22 protein-coding genes and 7 tRNA genes are annotated in these 23,199 nt (G+C 62.1%); 18 read left to right on the top strand and 11 right to left on the bottom strand.

Annotation, left to right across the window (positions count from 1 at the left end):
• The first annotated feature begins 136 nt into the window (after positions 1-136).
• Together dxs and GBB18_RS01665 are read left to right on the top strand one after the other, a co-directional pair.
• Positions 137-2,107, top strand: coding sequence for a 1-deoxy-D-xylulose-5-phosphate synthase (gene dxs / locus GBB18_RS01660; RefSeq protein ID WP_151640528.1), 1,971 nt, complete (start codon positions 137-139; stop codon positions 2,105-2,107).
• Between the two features lie 58 nt (positions 2,108-2,165).
• Positions 2,166-3,008, top strand: a complete 843-nt coding sequence (locus GBB18_RS01665; RefSeq protein WP_192795870.1) for a formate/nitrite transporter family protein — start codon at positions 2,166-2,168, stop codon at positions 3,006-3,008.
• 16 nt (positions 3,009-3,024) lie between these two features.
• On the opposite strand, the gene GBB18_RS01670 is transcribed toward GBB18_RS01665, so the two are convergent.
• On the bottom strand, positions 3,025-4,251 hold the full coding sequence (locus tag GBB18_RS01670) for an HRDC domain-containing protein (protein ID WP_192795871.1): 1,227 nt from the start codon (positions 4,249-4,251) through the stop codon (positions 3,025-3,027).
• A gap of 83 nt (positions 4,252-4,334) precedes the next feature.
• Positions 4,335-4,952, bottom strand: coding sequence for a DUF3000 domain-containing protein (locus GBB18_RS01675; protein ID WP_192795872.1), 618 nt, complete (start codon positions 4,950-4,952; stop codon positions 4,335-4,337).
• 288 nt (positions 4,953-5,240) lie between these two features.
• Here GBB18_RS01675 and hemQ point away from each other — a divergent pair, with 288 nt between their 5' ends.
• Positions 5,241-5,945, top strand: a complete 705-nt coding sequence (gene hemQ, locus GBB18_RS01680; protein ID WP_151548698.1) for a hydrogen peroxide-dependent heme synthase — start codon at positions 5,241-5,243, stop codon at positions 5,943-5,945.
• 98 nt (positions 5,946-6,043) lie between these two features.
• Here the strand turns inward: hemQ and msrB are convergent, their stop codons facing one another.
• The 9 genes from msrB to GBB18_RS01725 all read right to left on the bottom strand — a co-directional run bounded on the left by msrB (position 6,044) and on the right by GBB18_RS01725 (position 9,264).
• A complete protein-coding gene (gene msrB / locus GBB18_RS01685; protein WP_151640532.1) occupies positions 6,044-6,454 on the bottom strand; it encodes a peptide-methionine (R)-S-oxide reductase MsrB in 411 nt (136 codons plus the stop codon).
• On the bottom strand, positions 6,451-7,752 hold the full coding sequence (locus GBB18_RS01690; RefSeq protein WP_192795873.1) for a glycosyltransferase family 87 protein: 1,302 nt from the start codon (positions 7,750-7,752) through the stop codon (positions 6,451-6,453). The genes msrB and GBB18_RS01690 overlap by 4 nt, the downstream gene beginning before the upstream one ends.
• 91 nt (positions 7,753-7,843) lie before the next feature.
• Positions 7,844-8,551, bottom strand: coding sequence for a pyrimidine reductase family protein (locus GBB18_RS01695; protein ID WP_192795874.1), 708 nt, complete (start codon positions 8,549-8,551; stop codon positions 7,844-7,846).
• 69 nt (positions 8,552-8,620) lie between these two features.
• A tRNA-Gly gene (locus GBB18_RS01700) sits at positions 8,621-8,693 on the bottom strand.
• Positions 8,694-8,730: 37 nt separating this feature from the next.
• Positions 8,731-8,802, bottom strand: a tRNA-Val gene (locus tag GBB18_RS01705).
• Between the two features lie 5 nt (positions 8,803-8,807).
• Positions 8,808-8,881 (bottom strand) — tRNA-Cys (locus GBB18_RS01710).
• Between the two features lie 72 nt (positions 8,882-8,953).
• Positions 8,954-9,026 (bottom strand) — tRNA-Gly (locus GBB18_RS01715).
• A gap of 37 nt (positions 9,027-9,063) precedes the next feature.
• Positions 9,064-9,135 (bottom strand) — tRNA-Val (locus tag GBB18_RS01720).
• A gap of 56 nt (positions 9,136-9,191) precedes the next feature.
• A tRNA-Gly gene (locus GBB18_RS01725) sits at positions 9,192-9,264 on the bottom strand.
• 406 nt (positions 9,265-9,670) lie between these two features.
• On the opposite strand from GBB18_RS01725, the gene GBB18_RS01730 reads away from it, so the two are divergent.
• The 15 genes from GBB18_RS01730 (at position 9,671) to ruvA (ending at position 23,197) form a co-directional block, all read left to right on the top strand.
• Positions 9,671-9,742 (top strand) — tRNA-Val (locus GBB18_RS01730).
• Positions 9,743-10,161: 419 nt separating this feature from the next.
• Positions 10,162-10,764: a copper resistance CopC family protein gene (locus tag GBB18_RS01735; RefSeq protein WP_225990209.1), complete on the top strand. Its 603-nt coding sequence runs from the start codon at positions 10,162-10,164 to the stop codon at positions 10,762-10,764.
• Entirely contained in the window at positions 10,761-11,396 is a 636-nt protein-coding gene (locus GBB18_RS01740; protein WP_151640534.1) for a copper chaperone PCu(A)C, read from the top strand. The genes GBB18_RS01735 and GBB18_RS01740 overlap by 4 nt, the downstream gene beginning before the upstream one ends.
• A gap of 353 nt (positions 11,397-11,749) precedes the next feature.
• Positions 11,750-13,054: a Dyp-type peroxidase gene (locus GBB18_RS01745; protein WP_225990210.1), complete on the top strand. Its 1,305-nt coding sequence runs from the start codon at positions 11,750-11,752 to the stop codon at positions 13,052-13,054.
• Positions 13,055-13,255: 201 nt separating this feature from the next.
• Complete coding sequence (thrS, locus tag GBB18_RS01750; RefSeq protein WP_151548999.1) at positions 13,256-15,322, top strand: threonine--tRNA ligase; 2,067 nt, start codon at positions 13,256-13,258, stop codon at positions 15,320-15,322.
• Positions 15,306-15,896 carry an HIT domain-containing protein gene (locus GBB18_RS01755; protein ID WP_151548694.1) on the top strand — a complete coding sequence of 197 codons (591 nt, stop codon included), beginning with the start codon at positions 15,306-15,308 and terminating at the stop codon, positions 15,894-15,896. Before thrS ends, GBB18_RS01755 begins: the two co-directional genes overlap by 17 nt.
• Complete coding sequence (gene pgsA, locus GBB18_RS01760; protein WP_151548693.1) at positions 15,889-16,542, top strand: phosphatidylinositol phosphate synthase; 654 nt, start codon at positions 15,889-15,891, stop codon at positions 16,540-16,542. The genes GBB18_RS01755 and pgsA overlap by 8 nt, the downstream gene beginning before the upstream one ends.
• Before the next feature lie 99 nt (positions 16,543-16,641).
• Entirely contained in the window at positions 16,642-17,625 is a 984-nt protein-coding gene (locus tag GBB18_RS01765) for a phosphatidylinositol mannoside acyltransferase (protein ID WP_151640535.1), read from the top strand.
• Positions 17,625-18,749, top strand: coding sequence for a glycosyltransferase family 4 protein (locus tag GBB18_RS01770; protein WP_151640536.1), 1,125 nt, complete (start codon positions 17,625-17,627; stop codon positions 18,747-18,749). The genes GBB18_RS01765 and GBB18_RS01770 overlap by 1 nt, the downstream gene beginning before the upstream one ends.
• Before the next feature lie 10 nt (positions 18,750-18,759).
• Positions 18,760-19,272, top strand: coding sequence for a hypothetical protein (locus GBB18_RS01775; RefSeq protein WP_151640537.1), 513 nt, complete (start codon positions 18,760-18,762; stop codon positions 19,270-19,272).
• A gap of 53 nt (positions 19,273-19,325) precedes the next feature.
• On the top strand, positions 19,326-20,204 hold the full coding sequence (pdxS, locus tag GBB18_RS01780) for a pyridoxal 5'-phosphate synthase lyase subunit PdxS (protein WP_151640538.1): 879 nt from the start codon (positions 19,326-19,328) through the stop codon (positions 20,202-20,204).
• A 23-nt stretch (positions 20,205-20,227) separates the two neighbouring features.
• Positions 20,228-21,091 (top strand): acyl-CoA thioesterase II, encoded by an 864-nt coding sequence (locus tag GBB18_RS01785; RefSeq protein ID WP_151640539.1) that lies wholly within the window; start codon positions 20,228-20,230, stop codon positions 21,089-21,091.
• Between the two features lie 33 nt (positions 21,092-21,124).
• The gene (locus tag GBB18_RS01790; protein WP_151640540.1) at positions 21,125-21,877 is read left to right on the top strand and encodes a YebC/PmpR family DNA-binding transcriptional regulator; all 753 of its coding nucleotides are present in this window, start codon (positions 21,125-21,127) and stop codon (positions 21,875-21,877) included.
• Positions 21,878-22,058: 181 nt separating this feature from the next.
• On the top strand, positions 22,059-22,595 hold the full coding sequence (ruvC, locus tag GBB18_RS01795) for a crossover junction endodeoxyribonuclease RuvC (protein ID WP_151640657.1): 537 nt from the start codon (positions 22,059-22,061) through the stop codon (positions 22,593-22,595).
• Positions 22,592-23,197, top strand: a complete 606-nt coding sequence (gene ruvA, locus GBB18_RS01800; RefSeq protein WP_151640541.1) for a Holliday junction branch migration protein RuvA — start codon at positions 22,592-22,594, stop codon at positions 23,195-23,197. The genes ruvC and ruvA overlap by 4 nt, the downstream gene beginning before the upstream one ends.
• The last annotated feature ends 2 nt before the right edge of the window (positions 23,198-23,199 follow it).

Consider the following 23,199-nt stretch of genomic DNA (forward strand, 5'->3'; position numbering starts at 1 on the left):
TCGCGTATGTTCACCGCACCATGAGCCCCGCCGAGGGCACCATGTGAGCCTCGCGGACGTGGAAGCACACTGTGGGCACCTTCGCTGTGCCACGGCCGAACACGGCGCCGAGATCTTTTGAAAGGAAGACCGATCCATGGGGTTCTTGGAACACATCTCGACTCCGGATGACGTCAAGGCATTAACCATCGCCGGCCAAAAGGCGCTGGCGCGCGAGATTCGGGAATTCCTGATTCAGCACGTCTCCCAAACCGGCGGCCATCTCGGCCCCAATCTCGGCGTGGTGGAGCTGACCATCGGTTTGCACTACGTATTCAACTCGCCGCACGACCCGCTCATCTTCGATACTTCGCACCAGTCCTATGTGCACAAGATGCTCACCGGGCGCCGCGATGATTTCGACACCCTGCGCCAAAAGGGTGGTCTCTCCGGCTACACCGATCGCGGAGAATCCGAGCACGACTGGACCGAATCCTCCCACGCCTCGGCATCGATCTCCGTGGCCGATGGCCTCTCCAAGGCCTTCACCCTGCAGGGAGACACGGACCGCTGTGTGGTCGCCGTCGTTGGCGATGGCGCGCTTACCGGCGGCATGTGCTGGGAGGCATTGAACAACGTGGCTGCGGATAATGACCGCAACCTAGTGATTGTGGTCAATGACAACGGCCGCAGCTATTCACCCACCATCGGCGGCTTCGCCAATAATCTCGCCGAACTGCGCATGCAGCCCTTCTATGATCGCGTCATGGAACAGGGCAAATCCACCCTGAAGAACATGGGCTGGGTGGGCCGCCGCGCCTTTACCACCATGCACGCCGTCAAGGAGGGGCTCAAGGACGCTGTGCTGCCCACCGTGCTCTTCCCCGAAATGGGAATCAAATATGTGGGGCCTGTGGACGGCCACGATCAAGAGCAGGTGAACTCCGCGCTGAAATACGCCAAGGAGTACGACAAGCCGGTGATCGTGCACATGGTCACGGAAAAGGGCCGCGGCTATGCTCCCGCCGAAGCCAACGTGGCCGATCTCATGCACTCCACCGGCGCCATCGACCCCACCACGGGCGAGCCATTGGCCAAGTCCGCGCCGGGCTGGACCAAGATCTTCAGCGAAGAATTGATCAAAGCCGGCCAAGAACGCACCGATATTGTGGCCATCACCGCCGCCATGGCGGGGCCCACCGGCCTAGCCGAATTCGGCGAGATGTTCCCCGATCGTTTCTTCGATGTGGGTATCGCCGAGCAGCATGCCACCACCTCCGCAGCGGGGCTGGCGCTCGGTGGGACACACCCGGTGGTGGCCATCTATTCCACCTTCCTCAACCGTGCGTTCGATCAGCTCTTGATGGATGTGGCGCTGCTGAAGCAGCCCGCCACCTTTGTGCTCGACCGGGCGGGTGTGACCGGCTCGGACGGGCCCAGCCACAATGGCGTGTGGGACATGGCAGTCACCGGCATCGTCCCAGGGCTGAGGCTCGCCGCACCCCGCGATGCGCAGCAGCTGCGCGAGCAATTCCGCGAGGCCCTTGACGTCAGTGATGGCCCCACCGTGGTGCGTTTCCCCAAGGGGGCGCGCCCACCGCAGCTCGACGCTGTCGGCACGCTCAGCGATGGGGTAGATGTGCTGCGCTATCATGACGATGAGCACAACGACGCCCCCAAGGTGCTGTTCATCGCCGTGGGACCGATGGCCCATGCGGCCCTCGACGCCGCCCGTGCCCTCGAGGAGGAGGGAGTATCGACCATGGTGGTCGACCCGCGCTGGGTGATCCCCGTGCCGGCCTCGCTCATCGGGCTGGCCGCCGATCACGACCTAGTGGTCACTATCGAAGACGGTGTGGCCCACGGTGGAGTGGGCTCCAGCATCGCCCAGGCCCTCAACGCCGCCGAGGTGGATGTGCCCACCCGGCATGCGGCCGTACCGCAGCGCTTCTTGCTGCACGCCTCCCGTAACGAAATTATGGAGGAGATCGGCCTCGATGCCAACGGCATCGCCGCTTCCACCCGCGGCTGGCTCGACGGCATTGGCGCCACCGTGAGCGGCGCGGAGAGCCCCGAATCGGGCATCGAAGCGGACCCCGTAGCAGACGCTGATTCCGCCGACAGCTAGCTCACCCCCACGCGGGGCGCTTATCACTTTCTCCCCACGCCACCTATACTGTGAGCTCGTGGCTGAGAAAGAAAACTCTGAATTAAAAAAACGGCAGCTCAAAGAGCATAATCAGGCGGAGCACGCCCGCGGCGGGGAAAGTCTCGAAGAAGAGATCATCGACGCCTATGTCGATGCCGCCGCCACAGGCGCGGAACGCCTGCAGCGCTCTTGGCGGGTGATGACAGCCACGGGTTTATTGGGTGGTGTCGAGATCACCTTCGGTGTGCTGGCCTATCTGCTGACCTTGCATGAAACGGGCAGTCACTTATTGGCGGCCTTGGCCTTCTCCATCGGTTTTGTGGCGTTGCTCTTGGCCCACTCTGATCTGTTTACCGAAGGCTTCTACTATCCCGTCGTGGCCGTCGCCGCCGGCAAGGGCAGCTGGTGGGAGGTGCTGCGCATGTGGTCGATCACCCTGGTGACCAACTTCCTCGGCGGTGCCTTCTCCATATGGTTGGTGCAGCTGGCCCTGCCGGAATTGCACGGCACCATAGCGGACAGCGCGCATAGCTTCCTTGAAACTGGGCTGAGTGTGCAGGGAGTAGCCTTGGCATTTCTTGCCGGCGGGGCTATCACCTTGATGACGCGCATGCAGGTGGGTTCCCAAGACGGCGCCACCACCATTGCCGCCGCTGTCGCCGGCGCTTTCCTCCTCGCCGGTCCGCCGCTATTTCACTCGGTCCTAGATTCGATCATCATCTTTGGCGCGATCTTCTCCGGCGCACCGGAGGTGAGCTTCCTCGCCTGGATCGGCTGGGTGTGGTGGGTGATCCCGCTCAATGTGCTCGGCGGCCTCATGCTTACCACCTTGCCGCGCGTCCTGCGCGGCTGGCGCGCTGGCGCAGCCGATCAATCCTAAGCTGGGCGGGCCTTAACTAGTAGTTGCTGGAGGCCTGGAGGTGCCGGTGGAAGACGGTGCGGGTGAGCTCCTGCTGCCAGGGGCGCACCCCGAAGCGCTGATAGTCGGCGGCAAGGGTGGAATCATCGAGGGGGCCGATATTCACGCTGTGCGCGACGATCTTCTTCATCGCGCGGGCGTCGATAAGCAGACTCCGATCGAGGTGCAACTCGTGGCCCAGATCGTCGAGTTCCTCGCGCACGGCCTGCAGGCTCGCCCTGTAGAGGGGGTCACTTTTTTTCACCCAATACTCGGGAGGGCGGGGGCCATCGCTGGGGCGCTGCGGCCAGCTGTCCTTTTTCAGGGAGCGGGCACGGCCGAGCGCCATGCTGAGCTCATCGAGTAACTCCATGCGTACCCGCTGGGGCAGATCTTTGAGTCGCCGCTGCGGCTGCACTGCCTCTTTGAGTTCTTTCTTGCTGCGCGGTTGGCGCCGTGCCACATCCAGCACGAGCTGATTGGCGAGCACCTTAAAGGGCGGTAGATCGTGCTTTTTCGCAACGGTGCGCCGCGCCAGCCAGATTTCGCGAACATAGGCGAGTTGTTTGCGGCTGCGGACCTTGCCCACGCCCTTGACCTCGGTCCAGCTGGGGGAAGGGGCGTCGACATCGCATAGCTCGAGCGTGTGGGCGCACTCTTGGGCCATCCACTCGCTCTTTCCGGCCTCCTTAAGCTGCAGCGCTTGGGCCTGCGCAAGCTCAATGAGCAGCTCGACATCGAGTGCTGCGTAGTTACGCCACGAGGAGGGTAGGGGCCAGCGCGACCAATTTTCTCGACCATGCCCCTTAGCAAGAGAAATGCCGAGGAAGTGCTCGAGAGAGGAGGAGAGATTAGGTTTGTCCAAGCCGAGCAAACGCGAGGCGATCTCGGTGTCGATGAGCCCGCTGGGATATACCCCCAATTCGCGCAGCATGGGCAGATCATTGTGGGCGGCGTGCAGAATCCACGTTTCTGGGTTGAGCACGCGGCCAAGGATGCGCGCGACCTCGCGGCGATGGCGCTCGGGTGCGATGAGAAACGTTCCCGCCCCCGCGCGGCGGAGCTGCAGCAGAAAAATACGATCGTCGAAGCGATAGGTTTGGGCCCGCTCGGTGTCTACAGCGATGGGGCCGGAACCGGCAGCCAAGGCAGTCGCGGCGTGCTGAAATTCGGTGGGCGTGGAGAGAACAGGGGGCAGGCCGTCTCGGGGCTCGTCAAGCTGCACTGTGCTTCCTGAGGTTGGCGTCGATAAGCAAAATGAGCCGCACCAGCGGCTAAGACATGGCTGGCTCCAGAAGCATTCTAGTGCTAGCGCAGCGTGCGGACTCCCTCGGGTGGCAGTCCAGCCACGAGGGCGAGCACATTGGCAAAGGCCCGCACGTGATCGCTGAGGTCCTGATCCAGTGCCGTCCACGAGGCGCGCATCTCCAGCTGGAAGGAGCGGGGAGAGCCGCCGATATCACCGAAACGCACAGAGGCGGTGGAAGTCACCGTGCCGCCCACATCGGTGATGGAGGCGCCGGAGTCGTCGAGCCCCTCGGATAGCCACTGCCACGCCACCTCGGGAAGAAGCGGATCGTTGGCCACGGCATCGTCCATATCGGCCTGAATATAGGCCACGAGGCGCATATTTCCGTTCCAGCCATCCTCCGAGTTGGGATCGTAAAGCACGATCAAGCGGCCAAAGGCGTCGCCCTCGGACTCGGTGGGAATAGGCTCGTTCTCGCGAAGGGGATGTTCGACCTCCAGCCCGATCGCATGCGAATACGGTGCGAGCTTTTGGGGTGGGCGAATCGTACCCAGAGAAATCTCCGGCCGCAGCGACACGCTATGCAGCGACTCCACAGCCGCAGCAAATTCCTGCGGGTAGCCCTGCGAGGACGTCCTATTCGGGGCGGATGCCAGGGTTGCGTCAGATTCCTTCACGTGATCCAAGCTAGCTTCTGCACGTGTGGCTGCGCGGGAGGCGCGCCGAGTCTCGCCACCGCTCTCCACGGCCGCTATGCATGCTTATCGACGCCATCTCGTCGCCACATCTGTGCCGCCGCTGGGCACTGAACGCGGGGTGGGTATGGCTAAACTGCGTGGAGGTTAGCTAGACTTTGCACAGTCAGCAATCGCGTGGATAGTCCACTGTTAGATACGCAGGAAATCCCGTGGTTTCTCCCCACGCGACCAGTACTTTTCTCAACAGAGTGAAAAGAGGTCTTTTTCGTGAGTGAACGGCCAGATTACGCCAAGCTCAACTCCATCCAGCGCTACACCCAGTGGGCGGTATTCCGGGCCATTCCGGGCGCCCTCGGTTCCGAGCGCGAGGAAGTGATCGCCGAAGCCCGCCAGTTCTTCGCCAGCATTGACGACGGCGATCAGCTGGTCGTGCGTGGTATCTATGACATCAGCGGTATTCAGGCCGATGCGGATTTCATGATTTGGTGGCACGCCGAGGAATACCGCCAGCTGCAGGAGGTGTACAACCGCTTCCGCCGCGAGACCACGCTGGGTCAGCTCACTGAGGTGGTGTGGACCGGCAACGGCATGCACCGCCCCGCGGAGTTCAATAAGTCGCACCTGCCCAGCTTCATCATGGGCGAGGAGCCAGGCGACTGGATCACCGTCTATCCCTTCGTGCGTTCCTATGACTGGTACATCATGGATGAGTCCAAGCGGCGCAAGATCCTCGCCGAGCACGGCATGGCGGGGCGCAACTACCCGGATGTGCGGGCAAACACCATGCCGGCCTTCGCCCTCGGCGATTATGAGTGGGTGCTCGCCTTCGAAGGCCCCGAGCTGCACCGTCTGGTGGACCTCATGCATCGCATGCGTTACACCCAGGCCCGCCTGCACGTGCGGGAAGAAACTCCCTTCTTCACCGGCCGTCGCGTTGCCGATATCGAAGAGATCGTGAGCATGCTGCCCTAAAACGCAGCGATGCGGCCGTGCACGCATACATAACCGGCGCCCAGCGGTGCGAAAACTATTCGCCGCTGGGCGCCGGTGTCTATTCTGCCGTACCTATGCTAGGCCTCGGGGTCGCTTTCGAGGGTGAGGCAGATGGAGTTGATGCAGTAGCGCAGATCGGTCGGTGTGTCATAGCCCTCGCCGGCAAAGACGTGGCCGAGATGGGAATGGCAGTTGGCGCACAGCACCTCGGTGCGCACCCGGCCGAGGCTATGGTCCTCGCGTTCGATGATGCGCTCCCCGGCGAGCGGGGAGAAGAAGGAGGGCCAACCACAGTGCGACTGGAATTTCTCCGTCGAGCGAAACAGCTCGGTACCGCAGGCCTTACAGGAATACACCCCGGCCGTGATGGTGTCGGTGTATTCGCCCACATGGGGAGCTTCGGTGCCGGCCATGCGCAGCACGCGGAACTCCTCTGGGTTGAGGCGGCGCTTCCATTCGCTGTCGCTGAGTTCGCGATAATCCGTCATTGTGTCTGTTCCTCTCGGTGGGCGATACTCGGCCCGGGCTGTGTATGGGTGTGGTTCGCGGCGTGGCTGCTGGCGTGGGCGCTTCGCGCTGCGGGGACGAAGGTGGGGTCTCCCAGCCGGCCGGCACATGCCGCGGCCCGATCGGGCTCCCAGAATAGCCAGCTCACCGCGGTGGTGGCAATGACCACAATGAGCAGCACCCAGCCGGCGTAGCCGATGGTGGTGCCGACCAGATAACCCCAGAGGGAGACGCCGAGATCATCGGTGCGGAAGTGGAAGTAGAACAGGAACATCGCCAAGATACTCAGTGGATTGTGCAGCATGCTGCGGTGCATGCCGGCGGTGGCGACGAGCGGCAGCAGCAGGATCGAGTAATACATCTGCCCCAGCGAGGACAGCACGAACACCCCGACGAGCAGCAGTGAGCCGGTGGTGAGCAGCCACACCACCTGATTGCTGGTGCGGATGGAAAGCAGGGCGATCAATCCGGCGCCCACAAAGGCGGCGAGCAGTAGCCACAGCGCCATGGCCACGACAGGGTGCACCCCGAAGTAGAGGGTGAGCCCGCGCAGGGAGGCGTTGGCGTAGTCGCGCACCTGGCTGAGATAGGGCACGACCACGGAGAAATACTCGCCCGCCCCCGTCACAATGCGCATGGCGATGAGATTCGCGATCACCGGTACCCCGATCGCGCCGATAAGACTCGGCCAGTGACTACGCAGCAGCACCACAGGAATGAAGATCAGGGGCGCGAAGAGGGGTTTAATCACGATGGCCAGGCCGAGAACCAGCCCCGCCGCCCAGGGCTTGGTGGCGTGGGTGAGGGCGTAGAAGCTCACCAGCGCCAGCAGTAGTAGCCCGTTGATATTGGAGAACAACAGGGTGTTGATCACGGACTCGGTACACAAAGCCAGGGAGATGGCCAATGGCAGCCACGGGGTGCGGATAGAGCGCCCAGTGAGGCGGAAAAGCAGCACGATCGCGGCGATAATGGCCACGGCATTGGCGCAGATAAAGAGCATGCGTGCGGTGGTCCAGTCCGTGGACCAGCCGAGCGGGGAGAGAATGAGCGTGGCCCCAGGGTTATAGAGGTAGTGCGGGTCCACGGTGGAGTAATCCTCGCTATAGACGTTCACTCCGTCGAGGTGGCGTCGAATAGCGAAATAGACAGTGGAAAAATCATCGGCGCGGCCGCCGGCAGCGGCTTGAATGGCCACGCGGTAGGCGATGATCACGAGCGCGATCGGCCACAGCGCGATCATCAGGCCACGATGCTGGAGGGAATTGGGTGTGATCACTCCAGTGAGTGTAATCGCTTAGCCTCGCGTTATTCGCTGCGGCACACCCAGTGGCTGAGACACTGTGGTCATAACACCAAATCATGCCGGGCTAGGTGCGTGGCAGGCGGTAGCGGGTGAAAAGATAGCCCTCTTCATCGTGGTGGACGGCATCAAGCTGCAGCTGGGTGGGCGCAGCAGGATAGCTAAACAGCGGCTGATCCATGGGGGTGATCACCGGGGCGAGGCTTAAGTGGAGATAATCGATCAGCCCTTGGGCAAGCACATGGCCGTAGACGCTGGGGCCGCCCTCAATACTGATGCGGTGATAGCCACGCTCCCGCAGTGCTGTTATGGCGTGGTCGATGGAGAGCTCCTCAAGCAGCACCAGCTCCGCGCCGGCGGCCGCGAATTCGGCTGCTCTTTCCGCATTGTCTGCGCCAGTGATCACGATCGGTCCGGTGGTGCTGTCGCGAAAGAAGCGAGAGGTGGTGTCCATCTCCGCCGAGCCGGTGAGTACAGCCAGCGGGGGAGCTCCCGCCTGCCCTAAGGCGCGGCGGTGCTGGCGCTGTTGGGGATTAAGCTGCACCCCGCCGTAGTTTTCGGCGCGGACGGTGCCGGCGCCAACGAGTACCACGTCGGCCCATGCACGCAGCGTGCTGAGCACTCGGGTGTCATTAGCATTGCCCAGGGAGCCGGAGGTTCCCTCGAGCGTGGCGGAGCCATTGAGCGAGGAGACGCAGACAGCGCGGATCTCGGGCTGCGAGGGCGGGCACTCGGCGCCGAGGATCTCACTGCGGGTGAGGGGAGTGGGGGCCATAACGGTCATTGTGCCACGCAGAGAAAACTCCCGCCCTCTCCGAGAAGGAGAAGACAGGAGTTCTAAGAGAGCGGATGACGGGACTCGAACCCGCGACCCTAACCTTGGCAAGGTTATGCGCTACCAGCTGCGCTACATCCGCATGCATGTTGTTTTAAAGAACAATGCCTTGTTCTGCGTGCGCGATACTGGGATTGAACCAGTGACCTCTTCCGTGTCAGGGAAGCGCTCTCCCGCTGAGCTAAACGCGCTTAAGTGGAGGTGGAAACGGGAATCGAACCCGTGTACAAGGTTTTGCAGACCTTTGCCTCACCACTCGGCCATTCCACCGTGTCACTTAGTATTTGCAACGATACACACCTTAAGTGTAAGGAGGACACCCCCGAAGGGGTGGTGTATCAGAGCGGATGACGGGACTCGAACCCGCGACCCTAACCTTGGCAAGGTTATGCGCTACCAGCTGCGCTACATCCGCATGCATGTTGTTTTAAAGAACAATGCCTTGTTCTGCGTGCGCGATACTGGGATTGAACCAGTGACCTCTTCCGTGTCAGGGAAGCGCTCTCCCGCTGAGCTAAACGCGCGTGCGCTGTTCAAATACCAAGCACATGATCGTGATCAGTGCCCATAAATGAACCAGAGCGGATGACGGGACTCGAACCCGCGACCCTAACCTTGGCAAGGTTATGCGCTACCAGCTGCGCTACATCCGCATTGCATCACCTGCTCGCTTGGTTCTGTATCAACAGTTCCGTGAGCTGTGGTGCGTTGAAAACAATAGCGTGAGAGCAAGCGAAATGACAAATCTGCATGTGGCACCGCATTTGCCGTGGTGTGAAGGCGGATAGGCCGCAGCGCAATGAAAGTGACAGCACTGTAATTTACGCCCAGGTGGGGGCGGGGTGTAGCTATAGCTACTTGCGCGCAGGGTGTACGGCGCGCGGGGGAGAGGTGCGCGCATGTCGTATTCGGGGTTCCAGCCGCCTTGGGGTGGGTGTGGCCGCGTTCTCGGGGCGGCATTTACGGTCCTGAACTGGTGATTAGTCCTCGCTGTGAATCTCGTGCTAGGTTATCTACTCGGAAGCGACAAGCTGATTCTTTTCAGTTCTCGTCATTTCTGGTCCCATGGCTCAGTGGAAGAGCGTCCCGTTCACACCGGGAAGGTCGCTGGTTCGATCCCAGCTGGGACCACTTTGTGTTTCTGGGGGCCTCCATAGCGGAGGTCCCCAGTTTTCTTTTCTGCAGCCTTCTTAGCTCGTGTGCGGGAACAGTGCGGGCGCGGTGGGCTTCGCGCCACGCGGGGTGTGGCAGGCGCGGCGGCGGGGTGGGCGACGCAACTCAATATCGCCCTAGCTGTGGCATATGTCACGTGATGGATCGGCGGGGAACTATCGTGCAGGAATCTCCGACTGTTGTCATAGAGCCTGATGCCTTGGGGTATTGCAGAGTTTCTGCCGTTGGTGGCGGGAATGTGGGTGATACCGAATGGAGGTGCAGGCTTAGTCTGATTCACGTCCTCACTTGTGGGTGGTGGTTAGGCGGCACGGCTGGTGCGCCATACTTGTCGTGGAAGCACAACAATGCAGTGTCGGCTTGAAGGAGAATGGTGTATGCGCAGAACCTGGGGACGCACAGCCCAGCCCTCGCGGGCTATGGCGGTACTGACCTCAGTGGGTATCGCGATTGCCACTGTGTTCACGGTGCTGAGCGCTCCGCTGGCCGCGGCGCATGACGTGGTAATCAACTCCACGCCGCAGGATGGCTCCACGGTGAAAGAATTTCCGCAGAAAATCGTGCTAGAGTTCTCTGCCATTCCGCTCGATACCTTTAATCGAGTGGCAGTGAGTAATAGCGATTCCGGCGAGATCCTCTACCAAGGAGAGCCCGAGCTGGATCAGCAACTAGTCATCATCGATCTGCCCGAAGGGATGGATCCCGGTGATGGAAATTATCTCGTCGGATTTCAAATTACCTCCTCCGACGGCCATGCCACCCGTGGTGGCATCACCTTTAGCGTGGATTCTGGTGAGGGCGCAGTCGCCCCGGCCACTGATGCTAGCTCGGAAAAATCCGAGTCTTCCGAGACAGACACGCTAGGCTCGGAGGGGGAACGATCAGCTCCGATGATAATTATCGCCGGTGGCATAGTGCTACTGGTCGCCATCGTTGGCGCAATCCTGATGTTCGCCAAAAGGAAGGAATCACAGAAATGATTACCCGTAAATTCGCTACAGTTGCTGCAGCTCTACTCGCAACCGGCTCCCTGACCCTCGCTGCATGTTCCCCGGAGATGGAAAAAGACTCCGACATGCCCAAGGATCCCACCGATAACCCCTCGATGAGCTCCTCCGCTCCGGCAAGCACCGAGAGCACCGAAACCTCTACCGAGGCCTCCTCCAAGGACGTCGAGTTCCGAAACGCCTACGTGAAGGCAAAGCCGGCCGATAAGAATATGACCGCTGCTTTCGGTACCTTGGTGAATAACACTGATCAGGACATCTTGGTCACCTCCTTCACCACCTCCTTGGGCGCGCCGAAGAACGAGATCCACGAGGTGCGTGATGGTGCTATGCGCGAGCTCGAGGGCGGCCTGCCGATCCCCGCTAATGGACAGGCCCCCCTGCAGCCGGGCGCTAATCACTTCATGATCATGGATTATGACAAGGCCATCGAACCCGGTGACACCGTCTCCATCACCATCACTCTCGAGGACGGCACTTCCTACACCTTCGACGATGTCGAGGTTCGCGATATCGCCGCCGGCGAGGAGAGCTACGACGCCGATGGTGGCGTCCAGGGCCACAACGGCATGAACCACGAGGGCATGAACCACGACAACTCCTAAGCATCGGCGTCGTCATCTCATCAGCGGCGAAGCTCTGTCGGGGCCGCGCCCGCGGCTCCAGCAGCGCTCGCCGCTAGGAGGAGACGGACGTCGCTAGCTAAAAGAGGGCGCCTGCTCCGACCAGAAGTGCGCTAGATCGTGTGTCTAGCTCGCGGCGTGGCCGCCGGCAGGCGCCCTTCACGTTGCCACCGCCTCTCCATGAGTGGAGTGGGTGAGAGGGCGGCGTCGATAAGCTTGCACCTCTACGCGTGTCTACAACTTCATACATAGTGCCCAGCGTGCCCGCATCTGGGGCCTCGTCGTGTGTGTTATTCCTGAGGCGCAAGAGCGGGAGCGGAAACTTATAAAGGAGGATGGTGTCTTCTAAGATGTCCCATGGCAAACCCGTGGACGAGAACCCCCAACCGCACGGATCGGCGAGCTCGGGCCGCTCTGGCGGAGTCAATCGCCGTGCCTTCCTCAGCGGCGCTACCACCTTGGCCGCTGGGGCGGGACTGGCGTCCTGCGCGCGCGGCCAAGACAATTCCGAGGCCGGCGCCGCAGCAGCGAATAAGGACGTATCCACCCGGCTTCGCCATGCCACCGTCGATTTCGATGGCCCGCACCAAGCGGGTATCGCCACATCCAAGCAGGCCCGGGTAGCAGTCTGCGCCTTTACGGTGCGCCCAAATAGCACCATCGAGGACATGCAGCGTCTCTTCCGGCTGTGGACCATGGATGCCCGCCGCCTGACCCAGGGCGTGCCTCCGCTGGGTGATCTCGAGGAGGAGCTTTCGGAGATTCCCGCGAACCTCACCATCACCGCTGGGGTGGGCGAGCGTTTCTTCGATATCATCGGCCGGCCCGATTTGCGCCCCGAGTGGCTGCACCCCATTCCCGCCTTTTCTCGCGATCAGCTGGATCCGAAGTGGGGCGAGGCCGATATTGTGCTGCAAATCTGTGCCGATGATGGGTTGACGCTGGCGCACGCGATGCGGCACATGGTTCGCTCCGGCGACCGCTATGTCACGGTCAAGTGGATTCAACAGGGCTTTTCCAATGCCGATGGCACGGTGACGGCCGATACCACGCAGCGCAATCTTTTCGGCCAGATCGACGGCACCGTTAATCCGCACACGGAGGAAGAGTATGAGGAGCAGGTGTGGATCGATGAGGGCCCCGAGTGGATGCGCGGCGGTAGCTGCATGGTGCTGCGCCGTATCGCCATGAATATTGACACTTGGGAGATTCTGGATCGCGGTTCCCGCGAGCTGTCCGTGGGGCGGACTCTCGATAATGGGGCCCCGCTGACTGGCGGCGATGAGCACAGCCCCGCCGATTTCGAGGCCACGGATAAGTTCGGGCTGCCGGTGATCGACCCGATGAGTCACATGGCGCGCTCGCATCCGCCGGCCGATAAGCCGCAGCAGAAGATTCTGCGTCGACCCTATAGCTATGATCTGCAGCCGGAACCTGGCTCGGAGCAGCTATCTAATTCGGGTCTATTGTTCATCTGTTTCCAGAAGAATCCCGATGAGCAATTCACCCCGATTCAACGGCGTCTCGATGAGGGCGACCGGCTGAACCAGTGGATCACTCACATCGGCTCCTCCGTCTTTTTCATCTTCCCCGGCACCACCGAGGACGACTATTGGGGCAGGGGGCTGCTGGAATCCTAGCGCCACGGGGTAAGATACCCCGCAGACGTGTGTGCAGACGTCCATGGGAGCAGCGCTTATCGACGCTGCCCTCGGTGGCATCTGCAACTCCCTAACCAGAGAGACGACGTCTGGGTGGGCGACCCCCGCCTAGGAAACGCCCTGGCGACCAGGTATGTCGCCGGGGCACAAGATGTGTGAGGAGCACGAAGAAACGTGAGTATGTCAGACCCGGTCTACTGCAGTGTGGATCCTTTCCTTGTCCCCGCCGGCCAGGCTGTGGGCCAGGCCATGCGCGAGCTCGAGTTGCCCAATAAGGGCCCCGAAGCCATCGTGGTGGCGAAGGATCCCGAGGGAACATTGCGCGATTTGTCCTTTGTCCCCACTGAGGACACCGAGTTCACCCCCGTTCCTGCGTGCACCGAAGAGGGGCGCGGAGTTATCCGTCACTCCTGTACCCACGTGCTCGCTCAGGCGGTCCAGGCTGAGTTTCCCGGCACTAAGCTCGGCATCGGCCCGGCCATCGACAATGGCTTTTACTATGATTTCGATGCCGCCGAGCCTTTTACCCCAGAGGATCTCAAGCGCATTGAAAAGCGTATGAAGAAAATCATCAAGCAGGGGCAGAAGTTCGAGCGCCGGGTCTACGCCACCCCGGATGAGGCCCGCGCCGAGCTGTCTCACGAGCCTTATAAGCTCGAGCTGATCGAGGATAAGGGCAATGTGGATCCCGACTCGGACGAGGCCACCGAGGTGGGCGCCGGCGAGCTCACCAGCTACGCCAACTGCAATCCGCGCACCGGCGACGTGGAATGGTACGACCTGTGCCGCGGCCCGCACGTGCCCACCACCAAATACATTCCGGCGTTTGCGCTCACCCGCTCCTCGGCCGCTTATTGGCGCGGCGATCAGAACAACGCCGGCCTGCAGCGCATCTACGGCACGGCGTGGGAGTCCAAGGAAAAGCTCGCGGAGTATCAGACGATGCTCGCCGAAGCCGAGAAGCGCGATCACCGTCGCCTCGGCGCGGAGCTGGATCTGTTCAGCTTCCCCGATGAGATCGGTTCGGGCTTTCCGGTGTTCCATCCCGCCGGCGGAATTGTCCGTCTGGAGATGGAGGAGCACTCCCGCCGCCGCCACATCAGCGCCGGCTACTCCTTTGTCAACACTCCTCACTTGACCAAGGGGGATCTCTTTAAGAAGTCTGGGCACTTGGACTTCTACTCGGACGGCATGTTCCCGCCCATGCAGCTCGATGGCGAGTACGACGATGATGGCGCGGTGGTCAAGCCCCCGCAGGACTACTACGCCAAGCCCATGAACTGCCCGATGCACAACCTGATCTTCGCCTCTCGGGGTCGGTCCTATCGCGAGCTGCCGCTGCGGCTTTTCGAGTTCGGTACCGTCTATCGCTACGAGAAGTCCGGTGTGATCCACGGATTGACCCGTGCCCGCGGCTTCACCCAGGATGATGCGCATATTTACTGCACCGAGGCACAGCTAGAAGACGAGCTCACCCGGGTACTCGACTTCATCATCTCGCTGCTCAAGGACTACGGCCTGGATGATTTCTACCTGGAGCTGTCCACCAAGGACCCCCAGAAGTTCGTCGGCTCGGACGAGATCTGGGAGCGTTCCACCGAGATCCTCGAAAACGTTGCCACCCGCTCCGGCTTGGAGCTGGTGCCCGATCCGGCCGGTGCCGCGTTCTATGGTCCAAAGATCTCCGTGCAGGCCCGCGACGCCATCGGCCGTACTTGGCAGATGTCCACCGTGCAGCTGGACTTTAACCTGCCCGAGCGCTTCAACCTGGAGTACACGGCCCCCGACGGCTCCAAGCAGCGTCCGATCATGATTCACCGCGCGCTCTTCGGCTCGATTGAGCGCTTCTTCGGTGTGCTGCTCGAGCACTATGCCGGCGCCTTCCCTGCGTGGTTGGCCCCGCACCAAGTGATGGGCATTCCGGTGGCCGATGAGTTCTCCGGTTACCTCGAGAATGTCTGCGCCGGTTTGCGCCAGTCCGGCATCCGCGCCGAGGTGGACACCTCGGATGATCGTATGCAGAAGAAGATCCGCAACCACACCACCGGCAAGGTTCCCTTCATGCTGCTGGCCGGTGGCCGCGATGTGGAGGCCAACGCCGTCAGCTTCCGTTTCTTGGATGGCTCCCAGGTCAATGGGGTGCCGGTTGATCAGGCGCAGACGCTGATCCGTAACTGGGTGGCCCAGCGCATCAATGCCCAACCGAATAAAGAACTCGTTGAGGAGTTCCGTGGAACGGCAAGCTAAACCCGAGACGCAGCCCGCAGAGTCTTATAAGGATTCTGGGTTGGGGATCCCCGACCGCCTCGAGCGGCTGTGGGCGCCTTATCGGATGAACTATATTCGCGACGCCAGCGCGGGCGGCGCGGGCAGTGCGGATGCGCGGCCGCGTAATCCCTTCCTCGCTATCCCTGAGATGAGCGATGAGGAAGGGCTGATCGTGGCCCGCGGCGAGCTCGTCTACTGCGTGCTGAACCTCTATCCGTATAACTCTGGCCACGCCATGGTGGTGCCCTACCGGCAGGTTGCCAACCTGGAAGATCTCCGCGTGGACGAGACCGCCGAGCTCATGGCTTTCGCCCAAAAGCTGGTGCGCGTAATCAAATCCGTCTCTGCACCCGATGCCTTCAACGTCGGCTTCAATCTGGGTCGCGCCTCCGGCGGCTCGGTGGGGGAGCATCTGCACCTGCATGTGGTGCCCAGGTGGAGCGGCGATTCCAACTTCATGACGGTGATCGATGGCGTGAAGGTGCTGCCGCAGCTGCTACGTGATACCCGCCAGCTCCTCGCCGATGCGTGGGAGGCTGATAGCGATGCTTAGCGTGCATGGACGCAAACCCGCAGCTGTGGTGGTGGAGCCAATCGCGAAGCGTTTGGTGAAGTGGAATCTCACCCCCAATGTGGTCACCGTGTTCGGGGCAGTGGTGTCCATCCTGCTCGCCGTGGTCCTTATCCCCACCGGCCATCTGGTGGCGGCGGCCGTGCTCTCCGGGCTATTCGTAGCCTTCGACATGGTCGACGGCACCATGGCACGGTTGCGCGGCGGCGGTACCAAATACGGCGCCACCCTCGATGCCACCTGCGATCGGCTCACCGATGGCGCCCTCTTCGCGGCGATTACCTGGTGGCTGATCTATAGCTACGAGGCATCCCAGCCGCTGGTGGTGGCCTCCTTAGTCGTGCTGGTGTGCTCCCAAGTGATCTCCTATGTCAAAGCCCGTGGCGAAGCCAGCGGCCTGAAGATGGTCGGCGGTCTCATCGAGCGCCCCGAAAGGCTCATCATCGGCCTATTGGGCATTGGCCTGCAGGGCTTCGGTGTGCCCTATGCGGTGGACGTGGCCATCTGGGTATTGGCGGTAGGATCGGTGTTCACCGTGGTCCAACGACTCGCCATGGCCGCCAACTCCACTCACGGCCAGGACAGGATCGCCCCTCCCGCGGGGGCGCGTAACCCGAGGACCCGCTAGACCCTATCCGCCCACGACACTGTGCATCGACTGGGCGGCGTCGTCGCCCAACCGCGTGGGCGCGGCGCTGCCCATGCTGCGTGAGGAGCTCGCCCTACGATGACCCCCTGGAGCCGCCTACGCTACGCCCTGAGTGAGCGACACTGGGCCGCCGCCGGCTACATGTTCGGCTGGGCGGCGCTGTCCCAGCTGCCCCGCCCGGCCGCCACCGCCTTAGCAACCATCGGCGCCGATATTGCGAGCAAGCGCGGTCGTGCTCCCGCTCAGCTGCGCCGCAACCTCGAGCGCGTCGTAGGACCGGCCGCGGTGACCCCAGCGTTGATGCGGGCATCCATGCGCTCCTATACCCGCTATTGGATGGAGGCCTTCCGGCTGCCGCACATCGCCACCGATCCACAGCTGCTGGACTCGCTTAATTCCACGGTGCGCGGCTTCGATCACTTAGACGAGCCCCTCGCCGCCGGGCGCGGGGTGATTCTCACTCTGCCGCACAGTGGCAACTGGGACATGGCCGGGGTGTTTTTGGTGCATCGCCACGGCAGCTTTAGCACCGTGGCCGAACGCCTCGAACCCGCCGAGCTCTACGACGCCTTCGTTGACTATCGCAGCTCCCTCGGTTTTCGGGTCCTGCCGCACCGCGATGAGCACGGCAATGGCCCCTACCAGAAGCTCAAGCAGATCCTCGATCATGGCGGGGTGGTGTGCCTGCTCGGCGAACGCGACTTACGCGCCAGCGGGGTAGAGGTGGACTTCTTTGGCCAGCCCGCCCTCTTCCCAGCAGGCCCCGCCCAGCTCGCCCTGGACACCGGCGCCAGCCTGCACGTAGTACATAGCTTCTATCCGAGCGCCGATACCTGGGGGCTCGATGTCTCCGCGGAGATTGAGGTGGATGATCTGCAGTCCACCACCCAGCGCATCGCCGCGGGATTCGAGGCCAATATCGCCGCCCACCCCGCCGATTGGCACATGCTGCAACCCCTATGGCTCGCGGATCTCGATCCGGCGCGCCTCGCCCGTGGCCGCGGCCAGCAGCAGGAGAACCCGCCTGCACCGGGTACCGGAGACACAGCGGAGGGCCACTAATGCGTATTGGTATCGTCTGCCCCTATTCCTTCGACGAACCTGGCGGCGTCCAGGCCCATATTCTTGATCTTGGGCACGCCCTGCACGAACGTGGACACTACGTGCGCGCCATCGGCCCTGCTACGAGCGCTGCAGAGGTGCCCGACTGGGTGGTTCGTGGCGGCAGAGCGGTGCCCATTCCCTATAACGGCTCAGTGGCGCGCATCTCCGTCGGCCCACACGTCGATAGCGGATTGAAGCGCTTTATCGCCGACCACAATTTCGACATTCTGCATATTCACGAGCCCAACTCGCCCAGCTTTTCGATGGCGGCACTACGCGTGGCCCACGGGCCGATCGTGGCCACCTATCACGCCTCCAGTTCCGGGTCGAAGCTGCTGAAACTCTCCACTCCGGTGCTTCGGCCGCTCTTAGAAAAGATCCGCGGCGGCATCGCGGTCTCCGAGCTGGCACGGCGTTGGCAGGTGGAGCAACTCGGCGGCGATCCGGTGCTCATCCCCAATGGGGTGGATACACGGCAGTTCGCGGCGGCGCGCCGTCGCAGCGAGGAGCACGCGGCCGGCGATGCCGTGACGACAAGCGCAGAGCAGGTACCAGAGATTGTCTTTCTCGGACGGCTCGATGAGCCCCGCAAGGGCCTCGATATTTTGTTGCGCGCCCTAACGCAGCTGGATCGTCCCTTTCGCTGCACAGTGATCGGGGCCGGGACCCAGCGGCCGATGCCGGGGGTGCACTACGCAGGCAAGGTCTCCGATGCGGAGAAGGCCGAGATTCTCGGTCGAGCCGATATTTATGTGGCCCCCAATACCGGTGGGGAGAGCTTCGGCATCGTGCTCGTCGAGGCCATGGCTGCCGGGTGTGCAGTGCTGGCTAGCGATCTGGAAGCCTTCGCTGCGGTGACTAACGCCTATAGCGATACCCCTGCAGGGCTGCTTTTCCCCAATGGCAGCGCCGCGGATCTAGCCGCACAGCTGCGGCGGCTCATCGACTCGCCCGCACAAGGCCGCAGCCTCGTGGACGCCGGTGTGGCCCGTGCCGCCAGCTATGACTGGGATACAGTGACCACCCAGATCCTGCAGGTGTATGAGGCCGTCGCCGATGGCACCAGCGTGAAACTGAAATGAAAGGTGCGTCATGAGCGCGGTGTATGTACTCGTTGCCATTGTCCTGACCACTGTGGTGCTCTGGGCCGTCTTTACCGCTCAGCGGTTGAACCGAATGCATATTCGGCTCGACGCCGCCTTGGTGAACCTCCAAGCGGCGCTCGATATGCGGGCCGCGGTGATCGCGGCAAGTATCGAGGAGGTGGCTGTACAGGCCTATGCTGCGCAGAACGAGCCCTTAGACCCGCACAATGTTTCGCTGCGGGTTGATAAAGAAAAAGAGCTCATCAAGGCGCTCAAGAAATACAGCGAGGCCCATGCGGATGAGCCCCTGCCCAGGCCCATCACCGATGCAGCAGTTCGGGTGCAGCTGACCCACCGCTTCTACAACGATGCTGTGGTAGATACCCGTGCCCTTCGGATCCGCCCCGTGGTGCGACTGCTGCATTTGGGAGGGCGAGCACCCATGCCTCAATACGTGGAATTGCCGCTTGCTACCCCCTTTTTAGAAAAAACGTCCCGCGATACGGGAGAAAAAAGCTAGCATTATCTGCTTAAAGATATCCGAGTGGCTCAAGAAGGGTTGGTTCATTCCCAGTGGCAGACACTAATGGAGTACACGCAGGCGTTACTGACCGCCTGCTCGGCGGAGTGATCATGGATGTGGTGACTCCCGAACAAGCAGAGATCGCCCAAGCAGCAGGCGCGAAGGCCGTGATGGCTCTCGAGCGCGTTCCCGCTGATATTCGCCGCGATGGCGGCGTGTCCCGAATGTCCGATCCGGACATGATCGCCGGTATTCAGAAGGCCGTGGATATCCCGGTGATGGCCAAGGTGCGCATCGGACACTTTGTGGAAGCACAGGTCTTGCAGGCCCTCGGGATTGATTGGATCGACGAGTCCGAAGTGCTCACCCCCGCCGACCACTCGCACCACGTGGATAAGCATCGCTTCGGGGTACCGTTTGTCTGCGGTGCGACCACCTTGGGCGAGGCCCTGCGCCGTATCGCCGAAGGCGCGGCCATGATTCGCTCCAAGGGGGAAGCCGGCACCGGTGACGTCTCCAATGCCGTCACGCATATCCGCGCCATCCGCGCCGAGATCGCGAAGCTGGCCAGCCTCGATGAGACCGCCCTCTACCATGCCGCCAAAGAGCTGCAGGCCCCGTATGAGCTGGTGCGGGAGACCGCCTCCACCGGCCGGCTGCCGGTGGCCCTCTTCGTCGCCGGTGGCGTGGCAACCCCAGCGGATGCCGCCATGATGATGCAGCTCGGCGCCGAGGGTGTGTTCGTCGGCTCCGGCATCTTCAAGTCCGGAAACCCAGAAAAGCGCGCGCGGGCCATCGTCGAGGCCACCAAGCACTACAACGATCCCAGCGTGATCGCCGAAGTATCGCGCTCTCTCGGCGAGGCCATGGTGGGCATCAATTGCGATGACCTCAGCGAGCAGCAGCGCATGGCCGATCGCGGCTGCTAAGCCCCACAGACCAACTCCACGCTATGCGGCAGCCACAGCCCTCGAGGATCGAGCAGATTTGCGATCTCCGCGAGATCGCCACCGATGAGTTTCAGACGGCGGTGGTGCCCTCCTCTCTGGAGCGCACCTTCGGCGGCCAGCTCTTGGCTCAGGCTGTGGCTGCGGCGGTGCGTACCGTCGATGCGCGCTTTTCCCCGCATTCGCTGCACTGCTATTTCCTCGCTCCCGGTGATCCGGCCCAGCCGACCCAGGTAAGGGTGCAGCGGCTGCGCGAGGGGCGCTCTTTTCATTCGCGGCTGCTGAGTCTCTCGCAATCTGGGCAGCTGTTGTGCAGCGTGCAGGTGAGCATGCACCACGACAGAGATGCTGGGCTTAGCCACAATGAGCCCGCTCCGGTGCTGCCGGCGCCGGAGGATATTTCCCGCGCCGACTCGGCTCGGGCGGCGTTTTTCGATCGCGAGTGGCCGGAGTGGGATATCCGCATTGTTCCCCGCGAGTGCTTAAACACCCCGCTCACCGCCGCCGCCACACAGGTGGCGTGGATGCGCTCCACCGCGGCGTTGCCGGCAGATGATCTGCTTCACAGCTGCGCGTTGTCCTATATCTCGGATGCCACGCTGCTTTCTGCCGCTCAGGTGCGTCACCCGAACACCCCGCTGCAGATGGCCTCGTTGGATCATGCCCTGTGGTTTCTCCGCCCAGTGCGTGTGGATCAGTGGTTGGCTTATGTACAGACCTCGCCGGCAGCCGGCGGCGGCCGCTCCCTCTGTGAGGGCCGGATATATGATGCCGCTGGGCAGCTCGTTGCCATGGCTACACAGGAAGGCCTGACTCGGCACCTGAAGCACTCACGCTATACTGATAAACCGCTTACTAACGACTGTTGAACGCGAAGTATTTAAGAGAGAAGAGGAACGCTGATGTCAGGCCACTCAAAGTGGGCAACAACCAAGCACAAGAAGGCCGCTAACGACGCCAAGCGTGGCAAGGAGTTTGCCAAGCTCATCAAGAATATCGAGGTAGCGGCCCGGACTGGCGGTGGCGACCCAGCAGCGAACCCGACCCTCGATGACATGATCCGCAAGGCCAAGAAGGCCTCGGTGCCCAATGATAATATTGAGCGCGCCCGCAAGCGCGGCTCCGGCGAAGAGGCCGGCGGCGCCGACTGGCAGTCCATCATGTACGAAGGCTATGGCCCGGGTGGCGTAGCCATGCTTATCGAGTGCCTCACCGACAACCGCAACCGCGCGGCCTCCGAGGTGCGCAGCATTATGTCGAAGAACAACGGCAACATGGCCGAATCCGGTGCCGTGGGCTACCTTTTTACCCGCGTCGGTGTGGTGGTAGTGGACAAGGGCGAGCTAACTGAGGACGACGTGCTCATGGCTGTGCTCGATGCCGGCGCCGAAGAGGTGAATGATCTTGGCGAGAAGTTCGAGGTCGTGTGCTCTCCCTCTGATACCCGCGGCGTGCGCGCTGCCTTGGAGGAGAACGAGATTAAGGTCGATGACGCTGACCAGGATTTCCGCGCCTCTGTCGAGGTGGATGCCGATGCGGATCTTGCCCGCAAGATCCTGCGCTTGGTGGACCTGCTCGAGGATTCCGATGATGTGCAAAACGTCTACTCCAACATCAATATCTCCGATGAGGTCGCCGCTCAGCTCGACGCTTAGCGACGTCGCGCGCTAGGCGTATTCCGTCTGCGGCACAATCAACGCCCTTTCCCTGCAGCCACTGCGGAGGCGAGGGCGTTTTCTGCGCCCAGCACACCGCTGATACAGGATCGTGCGAAAAAATGTGCTAAACATGGTCTGAGACAACGAGGAGGATATACGGGTGCGCGCTGCAAACAGCATGGAGGGCCTGCGGGTGATGGGCATTGACCCAGGTTTGACTCGCTGTGGGCTGTCTGTGGTGCAGGCAGGGCGGGGCCGGGCCGTATATCCCGTGGCTGTGGGGGTGGTGCGCACCCCAGCGAAGGATGACCTGACGGCGCGTCTACTCCAACTCAGCCAGGCGGTGAAGGAATGGATCCGTGACTATGATCCGGACGTGGTGGCCATCGAGCGCGTCTTCGAACGCGGAAACGTCTCTACGGTGATGCACACCGCCCACGCCGTAGGGGTACTGGTGCTCGCTGCCGCCGAGTGCCACATCCCAGTGCACATGTACACCCCCTCGGAAGTGAAGAAGGCCATTTCGGGCAATGGCCGCGCTGATAAGAAACAAATGACCGCCATGATCACCCGGATTCTGGGACTGGCGGAACCACCCAAACCAGCTGATGCTGCCGATGCTTTAGCGTTGGGGGTATGCCACTGTTGGCGCGCTCCCGCCCTAGCGCACCAAGCGGAGCTGGCCAAGCAACACCAAAGGAGCAGCAGCACATGATTGCATCCCTGCGCGGAACCTGTATTGATCTCGGCCTGTCCGGCGCGATCATCGAATGCGCCGGAGTCGGCTATAGCATCAGCGCCACCCCGCGCACCCTCGGCACCATGCGCCAGGGGGAGGAGTGCTTTGTGGTGGTTGCGCAGATCGTGCGGGAAGACTCAATGGAGCTATTTGCCTTCGCCAATAGCGAGGAAAAGGAGTTCTTCCATCTGTTGTGCACCGTCTCCAAGGTGGGGCCCAAGTTGGCGTTGGCGGCGCTCGCCATGGCCAGTCCCACCGAGCTGGCCGGCTATATCAGCCGCAGCGATGCTGCCGCGCTGGAGAAGATCCCCGGCGTGGGCAAGCGCACCGCGGAGCGCATGGTGGTGGATTTAAAGCAAAAGGTGGAGCCCTTCGTCGGGGCCGTCGCCCAGCAGCCCAGTGCTGCTGCCCCCGCAATCACAGGTGGGGTGGCCGAGGATGTGGCAGAGGCTCTGGAAAACCTGGGCTTTAGCCGCAAGGATGCCGATGCGGCCGTGGCGAGCGTGCTGGCCGCCCAGCCGGAGTTGGATGTCTCCGCCGCGCTGCGCGCCTGCCTCGCCACGCTGAGCAGCAACTAGGC

The organism is Corynebacterium sp. 11A, assembly GCF_008930935.1.
GTDB classification, from domain to species: Bacteria; Actinomycetota; Actinomycetes; order Mycobacteriales; family Mycobacteriaceae; genus Corynebacterium; species Corynebacterium megadyptis.